This is a genomic window from Mycobacterium sp. RTGN5 (genome assembly GCF_033804465.1).
In the GTDB taxonomy this organism is placed as follows: Bacteria; Actinomycetota; Actinomycetes; order Mycobacteriales; family Mycobacteriaceae; genus Mycobacterium.
Window position 1 is genome coordinate 722310 of the sequence record NZ_JAPZLA010000002.1, and the last position, 14440, is coordinate 736749.

Sequence of the window (14440 nt, forward strand, 5' to 3'; positions counted from 1 at the left end):
GCCGTCATCCGGAGTCTAGTCCTCAGCGGTCGAGAACGTCTCGTACAGCGGACTTGATCAGCGACGTGTGCAAGGTGATGGCCAGGGCCGCCACTTCGCGCGCCAGGTCGTCAGCGCGGTCGCGGGCACCGGTCTTCGTCGCCTTGCCCACCGGGCCGGCGATCTGTGCGATCAGGTCGGATTGCCGGTCGGCCGCCGACCGGAATGCCCGCAGGTGTCGCGGTTCGACGCCGTACTCCCCCAGTGCCCGCGCGCACTGCGCGATGACCACCGAATGCTCGTCGAACAGCCCGCCCGGGCCGGTGGTGATGACGCCCGCCTTGCACAGCGCGACCACCAATTCCTCGTCGACCCCGGATCGCTCCAGCAGATCCTCGCGGCTCAGGCGAACCTGGGTGCGCGCGGCGTCTTCGGCGCCGTCTGATTCATCACCGGAGATCGTCACCAAACGCGGTCCGGCGTAAGGCGATCCGGCGTGCGGCAGTTGGCCGTCCGGTAGCGCGTCGAGCTGCGCCTTGATGACTTTCAGCGGCAGGTAGTTGTCGCGCTGCGCGGTCAGGATGAACCGCAACCTCGCACAGTCGTGGGCGGTGAATCGCCGATATCCCGATGCGCTGCGCTCCGGCGTGACGAGACCTTCGGCTTCCAAGAACCGAATCTTGGAGATCGTCACGTCCGGGAAGTCCGGTCGCAGCAGGTCCAGGACCGCTCCGATAGACATCCCGGCAAGCGCGGGAGTATCGGGCGCGCTCACTAGCTTCCTGGACCGCCTTCGTCGTCGGACGGCTTCGGACCGGTCAGGAACACCAGCCGGAATTTGCCGATCTGTACCTCGTCGCCGTTGGCCAGCGTGGCCGAGTCGACGGGCTCCCGGTTGACGTAGGTGCCGTTGAGGCTGCCGACGTCGACGACCTGGAATTCGTTGCCGTCCAACCGGAACTCGGCGTGCCGACGGCTGACGGTCACGTCATCGAGAAAGATGTCGGAGTCTGGATGGCGGCCGGCCGACGTCGTCGCCTGGTCGAGGAGGAACCGCGAGCCCGCATTCGGTCCGCGCTTGACCACGAGCAGCGCCGAGCCGACCGGGAGGCCTTCGACCCCGGACACCGAGCTATCGCTGCTGGAGCTCGCCGGGGCATCCAGTTCGTTGAGAAAGTCGGCACGGAAGACGGATGTCGTCTCCACGGTGACTTCCTCAGACGCCTGGTCCGCCCCAGAGTTCTGGTCCTTGTCCGTCACCCGCTGCTCCTCACTGGCTGCCGTGGCGATACTTGGCGGGGTGCCCGCACAAGGCGCCCGTCCGCCTCCACCATCACTTACGTCGACCGTACCGCGCAGTGGTCGCCGTTGTGCCCACCACCGCCGGATCGGCGGTTGGCAGGCACCCTAACAATGTCATTCCGTCACTGTGCCCCGATAGGCGTCCGCATCGAGCAGCGCCGCCAACCCCTGGTCGAGCGTATCGCCGTCGACCTGCAAGTCCAACAGCCACCCCTGACCATAGGGATCGGAGTTCACCAACCCGGGGTTTGCCTCCAGATCGCCGTTGACCGCAATCACTTTGGCGGTGACGGGGGCGTAGAGATCCGAGACGGACTTGGTCGACTCGACCTCCCCGAACGACTCGCCGGCCGCGACGTTGCTGTCGACGTCGGGTAGCTGCACGTACACCACATCGCCCAGCGAGGACTGAGCGAAGTCGGTGATGCCGACCCGCACGGTGTTGTCACCGGTGCGCTGCACCCACTCGTGTTCGGCGGTGTAGTGCAGGTCGGCTGGGATTTCGCTCACAGTGCTCCTCGGTGTCGATCGCTATTTGTCGGGCTGCTCATTTGACGGGCTGAGCGTATTGGCGGGCTTTCGGTTGCCGCAAGGTGGTGATCTCCACCCGGTCGGACTGCGAGACGGTCATCTGCCCGCCCACCCGTTCGACGCTGTCGACGGCGCCACCCGGGATATTCATCGCCGCGGCCAGGGTGGGTGGATCACCAATGGCCAGAACAGAATACGGCGGGCTCAAAGTTTGCGCGTCGATCTCCAGTGCGCCTGCGCTGCCGACCACCCAGCTGTCGACGCCGATCCGCACGGCGCGCTGCCCGGAACGGATCTCCATCGCTTCGGCTCCCGCGGCGCGCAGTTCGTTGATGACGTCGAGCATGGTTTCGGGGGCGACGCCGGGTCCGGGATCGGCGATGGTGATGGTGACGCCCGGCCCGCTGGCGCCGACGGTGCCGATCAGGATCGACAGTGCGGCCAGCCTGGCCTGCGCGTTCTGGATGGCCGCCTGGTCGCTGCTGCCCGCGGTCTGCATGGCGGCGAGGTTGCGCTGGAGCTCGGCGACCTCGGTGTTGAGCGCGGCCTCGCGCTGCTGCAGCGAGCCCAGCAGGACCAGCAGATCGGCCGGACGCGCGGTGTCCAGCGCGTCGCCGGACTCGGTTTGCCGGACCTGGGTGGCGATGCCGACGCCGAGCACCACGCACAGCAGCACGCCAAGGACACCGAACACCAGCTGCGTGCGACTTTGGGGCCGTCGCACCGGGGGTGGTGCGGTGCCGGGCAGTTCGTGGCGGCCGTGCTCGGTCGCCCCGTCCTCCCCCGCGTCCTGCCCAGCCTTGTCGGTCACCTCAGGCCCCGAACAGCTTGCGGCGCAATGCCGCGGCATTGCCGAAGATGCGGATGCCCAGCACCACGATGATCGCCGTCGAGAGCTGGGTGCCCACGCCCAGCTGATCGCCCACGTAGACGATCAGCGCGGCGACGAGCACGTTGAACACGAACGAGACGACAAACACCTTGGCGTCGAAGATCTTCTCCAGGTAGGCCCGCAACCCGCCGAACACCGCGTCGAGCGCGGCCACGACGGCGATCGGCAGGTAGGGCTGGACGACCTCGGGGACGCTGGGGTGCAACACCAGGCCCAGCACGATGCCGACGATGAGGGCGGCGATTCCAATCATTGGTGCCGAACCATTCCTTACCTACCTAGGGCCCGATCTGCTTGGCAAATTTAATCTCTCGTACTGCGCCAGCGGGTAACGACAGGCCGTCGCCGTTGACCACGCTCACCCCGACACCGTAGGACGCCTCCAGCAGCCGCAGCCGCTGCAGGCCGCCGCTGTGGTCGAAGGTGTCCCGCATGTCGTTCGGCGGGCCCACCGCGAGAATCGTGTACGGGCTGCTGATCGGATGATTGTCGACCAGGATGGCGCCACCCGCTTGGCGGATCGTCACGTTGGGACCCATCCGCACACCGCCCACCGAGATCGCCTCGGCTCCACTGGCCCACAGCGAGTTCACCACGAGCTGCAGATCGCGATCGAGGATGACCTGGCGGCTGCCCGCCACCCGCTGGTTGGCGACGTCGGACAGACCCCGGCCCATCCCAGGGTCGGTGACCGTGATGGTCAGGCCGGGTCCGATGACGGCGGTGGTGGCTGCCGCCAGACTCAGCGCATCCAGCCGGCTGAGCAGGTCTTGTCCGGTCGCGTCGTCGCGCAACTGACGGCGCTGGATGTCGTCGGCCTGGGTGGCCAGCTCATCGCGACGGCGGGTGAGCCGGTCGGTGGTGCCCTCGGCGGATCGCACGCTGGCGGCGAGCACCTGCTGAGCGGCGTTGACGCCGGGAGCGGTGGTCCGCGCCTGCGCCACCGCGGCGGCGAACACCGCCGCGATCAGCAGGGCGGCCAGGGCCTGCCACGCGTGGGTGGCGACGGGTCGGCGGGAGTGCCCGGCGCGCTCGCGTTCGGCGGCGGCCGCGGCATAGCCGGGGTCGAGGTGGTCGGTCAGCAGCGATCGCAGTAGCCCCGGCAGCGGGATCAGCGTCGGCCGCTTTGTGTGGCGTTCGCTGCGGCCGGCCAGCGGGTCGTAACCGCCCAGCGCGCTGTCAGGCGTGGGCATCGCTGACGCCTGCCTTGGGCAGCGTGGTCACCACCAGGCGTACCTGCAGCAGGTAGAGAACCGCGGACCACAGGTACATGCCCACGCCCCAGATCAGGAATCCCCAGCCGCACGCGCCGATCACCCGGCTCCACAACGCGTCCCACTGCCCCAGCAGCACCAGCGGGAAGCCCGACATCAGCGCGAACGTCGCCGCCTTGCCGATGTAGGTGACCGGCAGTGCTGTCAGCCCGCGGCTGCGGACCACCGGCAGCGTCGCGGCCAGCACCAGGTCGCGCCCGATCAGCGTGCCCACCAGCCACCACGGCACGACGCCTGCCGCGCCGAGGCCCAGTGGAACGGTCACCATGTAGACCCGGTCGACCAGCGGATCGAGCAGCTCGCCCAGCCGCGACGACTGGTTGGCCACCAGCCGCGCGATCTTGCCGTCGGCCCAGTCGGAGAACCCGCCGAACATCAGGATCGCCACGGCCCAGCCGTACGCGTGGGTGACCAGCAGCAGATACAAGAACACCGGCACCAGAACGAGCCGGATCACCGACAGGACGTTCGGGATCGTGAGCACCCGATCGCCAAGCGGCTCCGTCATGAGGAGAACCTAACGGAAAACCCCGGGCAGGCTCAGCGCGGACAACGTGTCGTCGTTGAGCGGGTTGTCGTGGACCATGTAGGTCCATGTCGAGGTCGGGCGGGCCAGTTTCGACAGGTCCAGGCCCTGCTCCTCTTCGAGGATGTTGGCTGTCTCGAACGTCTGCTGGGATGCCTCGATCGCATCGGCGGCCAGGTTCGCGAACGCGTCGACAGCCATCCGGTGGAACTCGTCGAGCGGGTTCTGCCGGCCCAGCGCCCGCAGGTGGATGCTCTCCCGGATATCGGCCAGGTAGGCGAGGTGATCGGCCCAGCCTCGGTCCAGGTGGAAGAGCATGATCTGGCGGCAGATCGTCTCCAGCTGCTCCTCGCTGGATTTCTCGGCCAGCTCCTCGTAGCGGTCCGGCGACAGCTCCTTGAGCTCGTTGCGGGGCGCCGACGTGCTCAGCAGGGTGTTGCGGCGTTCCACGATGATCGCGCGCTGCTGGGCGATGAGCTGGTTGTAGCGCCAGGTGTTGGCGTGCACGTCGAGCAGCCGGCCCTCGGCCACCCGCTGGGCATGGTCGAGCAGGGTGCCGGCCTTGGGGCTGGTGATCTGCCCGGCGTCGTCGGCGTCGGTGGGCAGCTTGCCCGCGTCCAGATGCGCGACGACGACGTCGTCCTCCCAGCTGGCGAAGAACACCGACGAACCGGGGTCGCCCTGGCGTCCGGCCCGGCCGCGCAACTGGTTGTCGAGTCGTTCGGTGAGGTGCCGCCCGGTGCCGATGACGTGCAGCCCGCCGAGCTCGGCGACCTTATCGTGGTCGGTTTCCTCCGACCCGCCCAGGCGAATGTCGGTGCCGCGGCCGGCCATCTGGGTGGAGACGGTGACCGTGCCGAGCTTGCCGGCCTCCGCGATGACGGCGGCCTCTTCCTCGTCGTTCTTGGCGTTGAGCACGACAGCCGGGACGCCGCGGCGGATCAGCCGTTCGTGCAGTTCCTCGGATTCGGCGACGTCATGGGTGCCCACCAGGATCGGCTGGCCGGTGGCGTGCACCTCGATGATGTGCTCCATGATCGCCTCGATCTTGGCCGCCGAGGTGATGTAGACCCGGTCGGCGGCGTCCTCGCGGACAAGGGGCGCATTCGACGGGATCGGTGAGACCCCCAGCTTGTAGAACTGGCGCAGCTGCTCGCCGGCGGCCAGCGCGGTACCGGTCATCCCGCACACCGTCGGGTAGCGGTTGATCAGCGCCTGCACGGTGATGGTGTCGAGGACCTCGCCGGTTTCGGTGGTCTCGATGCCTTCCTTGGCTTCGACCGCCGCCTGCAGGCCGTCGGGCCAGCGCTGCAGCTGCGCGATCCGGCCGCGGGAGGAGTTGATCAGCTGCACCGCGCCGTCGCGGACGATGTAGTGCACGTCACGCAGCAACAGCACATGCGCGTGCAGGGCGACGTTCACCTCGGTCAGCGTGGTGGTGACGTGCTCCTCGGAGTACAGGTCGATGCCGCCGAGAGCGGCTTCAAGTTTCTTGGCACCCTCTTCGGTGAGGTGGACGTTGCGGCTCTCGGCATCGGTGTCGTAGTCGGTACCGGCCGCCAATTCGCCTACCAGGCGGACGATTTCGACCTTCGGGAGCTCGCGGTGTGTGGTCCCGGCCAGCACCAGCGGCACCAGTGCTTCGTCGACGAGCACCGAGTCGGCCTCGTCGATCAGGGCGACATCGGGGTTGGGCGACACCAGATCGGCGTCGTCGGTGACCAGCTGGTCGCGCAGCACGTCGAACCCGATCTCGTTGACCGAGGCGTAGGTGACATCGCATTTGTAGGCCGCGCGGCGCTCGGCGGCCGTCGACTCGGCGGTGATCCAGCCGACGGTCAGACCCATCGCCTCGATCAGCGGAGCCATCCACTCGGCGTCGCGGCGGGCCAGGTAGTCGTTGATGGTGACGACGTGCACGTTGCGCCCGCCCAGCGCGTAGCCGGCGGCGGCGATGGCACCCGAGAGGGTCTTGCCCTCACCGGTGGCCATCTCGACGACATCCCCGGCGAGCATGCGCAGTGCACCGAGCAGCTGTACGTCAAAGGGGCGCAGGGTCGTCGTCCGCTCGGCGGCTTCCCGGGCGATCGCCAGGAACTGCGGGACGTCGGCCGCGGCGGCGAGGTCGCCGAGTTCGAGCAGTTCAGCCGCCTTGAGCAGCTGATCGTCGTCGAGGCCCTTGGCCTTCTCGTCGAACTCGGCCGATGCCGTCACCTCGGCCATCGACTCGGCTTTGGTCTTCTCGGTGCTGGCACCCAGCATGCGCCAGAAGCCCCGGCTGATACGGCCAGGTCCGGCAGTGCTGCTCTTGCGATCTTTTGCCACGGGTCAACGGTACCGTCGGCGCCATGACCGATGTCGACGTGCTCGTCGCCGGTGCCGGACCGATCGGGCTGACCGCGGCCCTTGAGCTCACCCGTCACGGAGTGCACTGCCGGATCGTCGACCCCGTAGTCGAACCGCCGCTGTATGCGAAAGCCATTGGCGTGCAACCTCGTACCCTCGAAATCTTCGAGGGAATGGGCCTGCTGCACCGATTTCTGGACGCGGCGATCCCGCTGTACGGCCAGCTCATCTACGTTAACGGCGCACGGGTGGCCGAACTGGACATGAGCGTGCCCGCCGATGTGCCGTTCGGATTCGTCGGCATCCCGCAGTACGCCACCGAGCACATCCTGGCCGACGAGCTGGCCGCCCTCGGGGTGCAGGTCGAGCGCGGTGTCCGGCTGGACACTTTTGACCAGGACGCCGACGGGGTGACGGCCACGCTGAGCAGCACAGAGACCGTGCGGGTCAAATACCTGATCGGGGCAGACGGCGCACACAGCGCGGTGCGCAAGGCGCTGGGTCTGTCTTTCGAGGGTGGTGCGTTCACCGAGCAGTACATGCTCGGGGACGTCGAGGTCGACTGGTCGCTGCCGCGTGGGCACGTGGTGCGCAGCATGAAGCAGACCGACGGGGTCACCGACGACATCCTGGTGGCGGTTCCGCTGCCCGGCCGTCGGCGCTACCGGGTGACGATGCTGGTGCCCGACGAACTCACCTCCGGTGAGCGCAAGCCCGAACTGCAGCACCTTCAGGCGGTGCTCGACCGGCTGTCGCCGGAGCCGACGACGGCGACCAACCTGCGCTGGTCGTCGGTGTTCGGGATCAGCCACCGCATCGTCGACAGGTACGGCAGCGACCGGGTGTTCGTGGCCGGCGACGCCGCCCACATCCATCCGCCGACCGGCGCGCAGGGCATGAACACCGGCATCCAGGACGCCCATAACCTGGCCTGGAAGCTCGCCCTGGCACTGCAGGGTGTCGCCTCGCCCGGCCTGCTGGCCAGCTATGACGCCGAGCGCAGAGCGGTCGGCGAAGAGGTGGTCGGGCGGACCGTGCGGCACGCCCAGCAGGGCATCGGCGCCGGTGAGGTCGATCCCGACTTCATCTTGCGCCGCGAGGCCCAACTGCTGATCGACTATTCCGACAGCCCGATCGTGGCGGCAACCGAGCGCGCCGATGGTCTGAACGCGGGCCGGCGTGCCCCCGATGCGGCGGGCCTGACCCGGGCGGCGGTGACCGGGCAGGTCCGGCTGTTCGAGGTGTTGGACCGCCGCAGGCACACCACGCTGATCTATGCCGGCGCCGGGGCGGCCGACCTACCCGGGCTCGAAGCCCTCGCGGCGGCTGCGGTCGAGGCGGCACACGGCCGGATGGACGTGTATCTGGTGGCCGACCCGGACGCCGCCGTCGCCGAGACCGAACTCGCGCTGATCCGCGATTCCGCAGGCGAGTTCGCCGCGAGGTACCGGCCGGGCGCCTGCGCGGTCTTCGTTATCAGGCCCGACGGCTATCTTTGCTTCACGGAACGTGACTCATACACCGGCGCGGATCTGAAGGCGGCGGTGAAGCTCACATTTAGCTAGTCATCTGACCCAGGCGCGCGCGTTAGCCGGGATGCAAGGGTAGGTTCGCCGGAAAGCCACACGGATCGGTCGTCGTGCGTGACGCCGACGCAGGAGGAGAAACGCGTTGGAGAAGTTCACCCCGTCCATGGACTGGGGACACGAGCTCGTCCCGTCCCTGATCTGGATTTCCAAGGCGTGGGCGATCAGCGCCGTTCTGACCCTGGTGGTGCTGTTTCTGCTGGCCCGCTACACCGTCTGGGGTCGCCAGTACTGGCGGATCACCGGTGATTACTTCAAGGGCCGGCAGAGCCTCGTGGTCTGGATCTGGCTTGCCGTGGTGTTGCTGTCGACGATCATCTCGGTGCGTCTCGACGTGCTGCTCAGTTACTACAGCAATGACCTGTACACCTCGCTGCAGGTGGCGTTCCAGGGCGCCGGCGGCGGCAATGACGAAGTTCGCCAGTCCGGTATCAAAGGCTTCTGGGCAGCGCTGATCCTGTTCGGCATCCTGGCGACCATCTACATCACCCGGGTGATGCTCGACATCTACCTGATGCAGCGGTTCATCATCCGCTGGCGCGTGTGGCTCACCGACCGGCTCACCTGCGACTGGCTCGACGATCACGCCTACTACCGCACCCGCTTCACCGACAGCGATATCGACAACCCCGACCAGCGGATCCAGTACGACATCGACCTCTTCACCGCCGGGGTGGGCACCTCGCCGAACCAGCCGATGATCGGCAGTTCCAGCACGCTTCTGTTCGGGGCCATCAACTCGTTGGTGACGGTCGTTTCGTTCACCGTGATCCTGTGGAACCTGTCCGGTCCACTGACGTTCCTCGGCGTCACCCTGGGCCACGCCTTGTTCTGGGTGGTGCTGGTCTACGTGGTGTTCGCGACGATCATCGCGTTCTGGATCGGCCGCCCGCTGATCAAGCTGAGTTTCCGCAACGAGCTCACCAACGCCGTATTCCGCTACGCACTGGTCCGGCTGCGTGACGCCGCCGAGGCCGTCGGCTTCTACCGAGGCGAGGATGTCGAGCGAACCCTGCTGCGCACCAAGTTCGCCGCGATCATCGCCAACTACCGCCGGTATGTGAACCGCACCATCGCGCTGACCGGCTGGAACCTGTCGATGAGCCAGATCATCAATCCGCTTCCGCTGGTGATCCAGGCGCCGCGGCTGTTCTCCGGCGCGATCGATCTCGGTGACGTCACCCAGTCGTCCAGCGCATTCGGGTCCATCCACGATTCGCTGTCGTTCTTCCGCAACGCCTACGACTCGTTCGCCGCCTACCGTGCGGCCATCATCCGTCTGCATGGGTTGGTGGACACCAACGCCGAGGCGCGCGAGCTGCCGAAGCTGACCACCGTTGCCAGCCACGACGGCTCGGTGGAGCTGCGGCAGGTGGAGGTTCGCAAACCCGACGGCAGCCAGCTGGTCGACCCGATCGACCTGCGGCTGGAGCCGGGCGAGACCCTGGTGATCACCGGATCCTCGGGGGCGGGCAAGACCACCCTGCTGCGCAGCCTGGCCCAGCTCTGGCCCTACACCTCGGGCACCCTGTGCCGCCCCGACGACCACGACACGATGTTCTTGTCGCAGATGCCGTATGTGCCGTTGGGTGATCTGCGCACGGTGGTGTCGTATCCGGCGGCCACCGGCGATATCAGCGACGACCAGTTGCAGCGGGTGCTGGCCAACGTCGCGTTGTCCCACTTGGCCATCCGCCTCGACGAAGTCCAAGACTGGGCCAAGGTGCTCTCCCCGGGAGAGCAGCAGCGCATCGCGTTCGCTCGCGTGTTGCTGACCCGGCCGAAGGCGGTCTTCCTCGATGAGGCCACCTCCGCGCTCGACGAGGGTCTGGAGTTCGCCCTCTACGAGATGGTCCGCAGTGAACTGCCGAACACCATCCTGGTCAGCGTCAGCCACCGCAGCACCGTTGAGCAGCACCACGCCAAGCATCTCGAACTGCTCGGCGGCGGCGAATGGCGGCTGGGCAACGTCGAAGGCAACGAACCCGTCACGGTGTAGTCGCCGTGACGGGCTAAGGCCTTCTGGCGGTCAGCCTTTCGCGGTCGCGGCGGCGTGCGTTCCGGCGCGGCGACCGAAGAACGAGCCCTCCCCCAACTGGGTGCCGCTCGCGTAGCCCTTGCCGTCCTGGGCGATGTTGGATGCGCAGGCCCCGGCCGCGTACAGACCATGGATCGCGCTGCCGTCGGCGCGCAATACCTCGCCGTTGATATCGGTGGCCAGACCGCCGACGGTGAACCCGGAGTACATCGCCTTGCCCAGTGTCAGGTCGAAGGCGCCCCAGGGTCCCTTGTCTTGCGGCGCAAGGAATTCCGGCTGCTTGTGGAACTCCGGGTCCTCGCCGTTGGCGGCGTGCTTGTTGTAGTTGCTCAGCGTCTCGACCAGATTGCCCGTCGGGATGCCCAGCGCCGCCTCCATCTCTTCGACGGTCTCCCACCCGTCGATGAAGGTGATCAGCGGGATTTCCGGGCGCTGCATGTGCGCCTCGTCGACGATCAGGAACGCCGCGCTGTCCGGCTGGTCCATCACGTAACCCGAAGTGCGCGAATGGTACCCGTCCTCAGTGACGAACCGCTTGCCGAACTTGTTGACGATGATGCCGGTAAGCAGGATGGACGGCGGGTAGACGGGGGCGGTGATGAACACCTGGTCCATATGCTTAGTGGCGCCACCCACCGACTCGCCGAGCCGGATGCCCAGCCCGTCGTCATAGGTGTTGCCAAGCACGAACGGCTTTTCGGCCAGCTTGGGAGTGAACTCGGCGACCATGTCGGGATTCATCACGAACCCGCCGGCCGCGATCACCACCGACTTCGCCCGGATCGACCCCGTCTCGTTGAAGCGCTTCCACGCCACCCCGACGACGGAATCGTTGTCCACGACGAGGTTTGAGGCGCCGGTCTCGTAACGGATCTGGACGCCCAACTCGGCGGCCCGCTTGAGCAACAGGTCGATCACCATGGCCGCGCCCTGGGTGTCACCCGGAACCGGGACCTTGTGACCGCGCGGGGCAGGCACCGCCATGTTCTTGTACGGCCACACCTTCTCGTTGCCGGTGAACATCAAGCCTTCGGTATTCGGCTGAATGACAGCCTTTTCCGGGTAGTAGGTGCGCTCGAAGGCGACCCCGAGCTCTTCGAGCCAGTTGAAGTGGTCGACGCTGCCCTCGCAGTAGGCGCGGATCTTATCGAGTTCGGGTTCGCGGGACACCGCGACGAGGTACTTATACATTTCCTCGACGCTGTCGCTGTGACCGGTGGCCTGCTGCACGGCGGTGCCACCGCCGAGGTAGAAATGCCCGCCCGCCATCGAGGTGGTGCCGCCTGCCACGGCGGCCCGCTCGAGCACCAGAACTCGCGCACCGGCCGCCGCGGCGCTGACCGCAGCACAGCCCCCGCCGATGCCGAACCCGATCACCACGACATCGACGTCGTCGGACCACTCGGTCACTGCTGAGGCGTCGACGGTCGTGGGGATGTCCAGGCCACTCATTGCTGCTCCTTTTTCACATAGTCGTAGAAAGCGCGGATCGTGTCAGAGACGTACGCGATCTCTAGGTAGGGCACCCCGGCGGTCGGGGCGGCCAGGTAGGCGAACAGCATGCCCCCCGGCATCGAGCCGCGGGCGACGACCGGGGCCGTCGCTTCGGCGTCCGCCAGCGCGGCCTCGAAGGCCTCAGCATCGGCAACCTCCACACAGATGTGGTGCAGGCCGGGGCCGCTTTCGTCGAGGAACTCGGTGTAGATGTTCTCACCGCGGGTCGGCGCGATGAGCTCCAGCTGGGTGTCGCCGGCGTAGCTCAGCGAGATGTCGGCGTGGTAGTCGGCGGGCGCGCCGCGGTGCACGCAGGTGTCCGGCCCGAAATGCACGTCGGGCATTCGTATCCATTTCCTGGCCCCGAGCAGCGTCGTCAAGACCGCTTCGGTCGCGTCCAGATCGCGGGTCACCCAGGCGATCTGGACAGGTGTCTGGCTAGTCATCGGTTTGAGGATATCCCCGGCCTGCCGGTGTGGCTAGAACGTGTTCTAGTTTTGCGGTCCCGCCGTCAATAGGTCGAGGGCAAGGCGAATCTGTTCGTCGAACAACGCACCTGTATCGCTGAACGTGTCGGTGCCGTACTGACCGAAGATCTCGAGGCTGACAGCGCCGACCATCAGGGCCCAGACTGCGGTGCATCGGATCACCAACGCGTCGTCGCCGGGGAACCCGAACTCGTCGCGCACCCGGACCAGATCGGCCGACATCGGTTGCGCGGCATGGTGTTCGGTGAGCGCAATGTCTCCGGTGATCACGCCGCTGGCGACCGCGTCGAAGAGCATGCCGATCACCCGGGTGCCCGGTCCGGTAGTCAGTTCGGCAGGGGCCTGGTAGCCGGGCACCGGAGTGCCGTACAGCAGCGCCCAGTCGGCCGGCTGGTCGGTCGCCCACTGCCGCAGCGCGTGGGCGATCGTCGCAACGTCGGCTCGCCAGCCGGCGTCGGTGCCGGCCCGGGCCCGCCCGACGGCGTCGGCCAGGTCGGAGTACGCGTCGACCAGGAGCAGGGTCAGCAGGGCGTCGCGGCTCGCGACGTAGCGGTACACCGCCGACGACACCATGCCCAGTTCGCGGGCGATCGCGCGCACCGACAGCCCGGCCGCGCCGGCCGTGGCCAACTGCTGTCGTCCCAGCTCGACGATCTGCGTCTCGATGCGCTGCCGCGACTCCTCCCGCTTGCCCATGCGCCGAGTCTCGCACATTCGAGATCACCGCTCTTGCTTTTACTGAGCGTGGCTGGCATTCTCAAAACAAGAGCACCGCTCTCCATCCTGAAAGGACCGATCGATGAATCAGCACTACGACCGCCCGAACGCCGCCGCACGTGCCTTCAATGCCGTCATCCGACGGCTCGCCGAGGCGGGCGTCAGCATCGCCGGCACCCGCGCGCTGCGGGTGCGTGGCCGCAAGTCGGGGACATTGCACAGCGTGGTCGTCAACGTGCTGCGTGTCGACGGCACCGACTACCTGGTCTCGCCCCGCGGGAACACCCAGTGGGCGCGCAACGCCAGGGCGGCCGGGACCGTTGAGCTCGGGCCGCGCTGGCGGCACACGCCCGTTGCGCTCACCGAGATCGCAGACGATGACAAGCCGGCACTGCTCAAGCGCTATCTGGATCGGTGGTACTGGGAGGTCAAGGGACACGTCGCCGGTTTGACGCCGGACTCGAGTGCCGATCAGCTGCGTGCGGCTGCCCCGGTGATCCCGGTGTTCGCCCTGGCGGGCTAGTTCGCGTTGGCGTCCTGGGCCGCGGCCACGTTGACCACGCCGATGTCCGCACTGGCCTGCTGGCTGGTGGCCACCCAGGACACCGCCGCGGGGAAGGTGCCCCACGTGCTGTTGAACAGCCCGATGATCACGGCCTTGTTGCCGCCGACCGGCTGGTACACCGGGCCGCCGGAGTCACCCTTCTGGCTCACCACGCCGTTCTCCATCGTGAACCAGCCGTTGTTGACCCGCTCGATCGAGCCGCAGCTCTCGCCGGTGACGACCCCGAAGTGGCAGACCGGCTGGCCGGCGGCCATCGCCGGGGCGGCTTCGGCGACCAACTGACGGCCGCCGGGCAGGATGTTGTTGACCACGACGTCGGCGGCCAGGGTGATCGTCTCGTAGTCCGAGATCACCTGGTCGGTACGCACGACGGTGCCGTCGGGGGTGTTGTCCTGGGACGTCGAGACCGTGCCGATGAAGTGGCCATCGCGGTCGGTGACCGGCCCGTCGGCGCGGCAGTGGCCGGCCGAGTAGGCGATCCGCGCCGCCGGGTCGACGTAACCGAGCGTGCAGACATTACTGGCCTGGCGAATCTCCATCCCGGGCGAGACCACCACGCCGGGCGTCGCCTGAGCCGCCGGTGCCAGCGTCGCGGACACGGCCAGAGCCGCAGCGGCGACGAGAATGCCCCCCTGAGAAAAACGCCTCTGAGAAAAACGCGACACGGTACACCCCGATCGGTCGGCGACACATCAAGGACGC

Annotated in this window: 15 protein-coding genes; 3 read left to right on the plus strand and 12 right to left on the minus strand. The window is 67.5% G+C overall.

Going from position 1 to position 14440, the window contains the following annotated elements:
* Positions 1-22: 22 nt before the first annotated feature.
* From SLQ31_RS16195 to secA2, 8 genes are all read right to left on the minus strand, one after another.
* On the minus strand, positions 23-754 hold the full coding sequence (locus SLQ31_RS16195) for a MerR family transcriptional regulator (RefSeq protein WP_319434336.1): 732 nt from the start codon (positions 752-754) through the stop codon (positions 23-25).
* The gene (garA, locus tag SLQ31_RS16200; protein WP_319434338.1) at positions 754-1239 is read right to left on the minus strand and encodes a glycogen accumulation regulator GarA; all 486 of its coding nucleotides are present in this window, start codon (positions 1237-1239) and stop codon (positions 754-756) included. Before garA ends, SLQ31_RS16195 begins: the two co-directional genes overlap by 1 nt.
* 156 nt (positions 1240-1395) lie before the next feature.
* Positions 1396-1791 carry a glycine cleavage system protein GcvH gene (gcvH, locus tag SLQ31_RS16205; protein ID WP_319434340.1) on the minus strand — a complete coding sequence of 132 codons (396 nt, stop codon included), beginning with the start codon at positions 1789-1791 and terminating at the stop codon, positions 1396-1398.
* Positions 1792-1828: 37 nt separating this feature from the next.
* Positions 1829-2662: a DUF881 domain-containing protein gene (locus SLQ31_RS16210; protein ID WP_413642229.1), complete on the minus strand. Its 834-nt coding sequence runs from the start codon at positions 2660-2662 to the stop codon at positions 1829-1831.
* Positions 2625-2957: a small basic family protein gene (locus SLQ31_RS16215; protein ID WP_319434342.1), complete on the minus strand. Its 333-nt coding sequence runs from the start codon at positions 2955-2957 to the stop codon at positions 2625-2627. Before SLQ31_RS16215 ends, SLQ31_RS16210 begins: the two co-directional genes overlap by 38 nt.
* A gap of 25 nt (positions 2958-2982) precedes the next feature.
* Positions 2983-3897 carry a DUF881 domain-containing protein gene (locus SLQ31_RS16220; RefSeq protein ID WP_319434344.1) on the minus strand — a complete coding sequence of 305 codons (915 nt, stop codon included), beginning with the start codon at positions 3895-3897 and terminating at the stop codon, positions 2983-2985.
* The gene (locus tag SLQ31_RS16225; protein ID WP_319434346.1) at positions 3884-4486 is read right to left on the minus strand and encodes a CDP-alcohol phosphatidyltransferase family protein; all 603 of its coding nucleotides are present in this window, start codon (positions 4484-4486) and stop codon (positions 3884-3886) included. The genes SLQ31_RS16220 and SLQ31_RS16225 overlap by 14 nt, the downstream gene beginning before the upstream one ends.
* Positions 4487-4495: 9 nt before the next feature.
* Positions 4496-6766: an accessory Sec system translocase SecA2 gene (gene secA2, locus SLQ31_RS16230; protein ID WP_319434693.1), complete on the minus strand. Its 2271-nt coding sequence runs from the start codon at positions 6764-6766 to the stop codon at positions 4496-4498.
* Between the two features lie 86 nt (positions 6767-6852).
* On the opposite strand from secA2, the gene SLQ31_RS16235 reads away from it, so the two are divergent.
* Positions 6853-8415: an FAD-dependent monooxygenase gene (locus SLQ31_RS16235; RefSeq protein ID WP_319434348.1), complete on the plus strand. Its 1563-nt coding sequence runs from the start codon at positions 6853-6855 to the stop codon at positions 8413-8415.
* A gap of 127 nt (positions 8416-8542) precedes the next feature.
* Entirely contained in the window at positions 8543-10435 is a 1893-nt protein-coding gene (locus tag SLQ31_RS16240) for an ABC transporter ATP-binding protein/permease (protein ID WP_413642314.1), read from the plus strand.
* A gap of 30 nt (positions 10436-10465) precedes the next feature.
* On the opposite strand, the gene SLQ31_RS16245 is transcribed toward SLQ31_RS16240, so the two are convergent.
* From SLQ31_RS16245 to SLQ31_RS16255, 3 genes are read right to left on the minus strand one after another with little or no spacing between them, the layout of a single operon-like run.
* Positions 10466-11926 carry an FAD-binding protein gene (locus tag SLQ31_RS16245; protein WP_319434353.1) on the minus strand — a complete coding sequence of 487 codons (1461 nt, stop codon included), beginning with the start codon at positions 11924-11926 and terminating at the stop codon, positions 10466-10468.
* On the minus strand, positions 11923-12414 hold the full coding sequence (locus SLQ31_RS16250; protein WP_319434355.1) for a VOC family protein: 492 nt from the start codon (positions 12412-12414) through the stop codon (positions 11923-11925). The genes SLQ31_RS16245 and SLQ31_RS16250 overlap by 4 nt, the downstream gene beginning before the upstream one ends.
* 45 nt (positions 12415-12459) lie before the next feature.
* The gene (locus SLQ31_RS16255; protein WP_319434357.1) at positions 12460-13152 is read right to left on the minus strand and encodes a TetR/AcrR family transcriptional regulator; all 693 of its coding nucleotides are present in this window, start codon (positions 13150-13152) and stop codon (positions 12460-12462) included.
* A gap of 103 nt (positions 13153-13255) precedes the next feature.
* On the opposite strand from SLQ31_RS16255, the gene SLQ31_RS16260 reads away from it, so the two are divergent.
* Positions 13256-13696 carry a nitroreductase/quinone reductase family protein gene (locus tag SLQ31_RS16260; protein WP_319434359.1) on the plus strand — a complete coding sequence of 147 codons (441 nt, stop codon included), beginning with the start codon at positions 13256-13258 and terminating at the stop codon, positions 13694-13696.
* Here SLQ31_RS16260 and SLQ31_RS16265 read toward each other — a convergent pair.
* Complete coding sequence (locus tag SLQ31_RS16265) at positions 13693-14337, minus strand: hypothetical protein (RefSeq protein WP_319434361.1); 645 nt, start codon at positions 14335-14337, stop codon at positions 13693-13695. The genes SLQ31_RS16260 and SLQ31_RS16265 overlap by 4 nt on opposite strands.
* Positions 14338-14440: the final 103 nt, after the last annotated feature.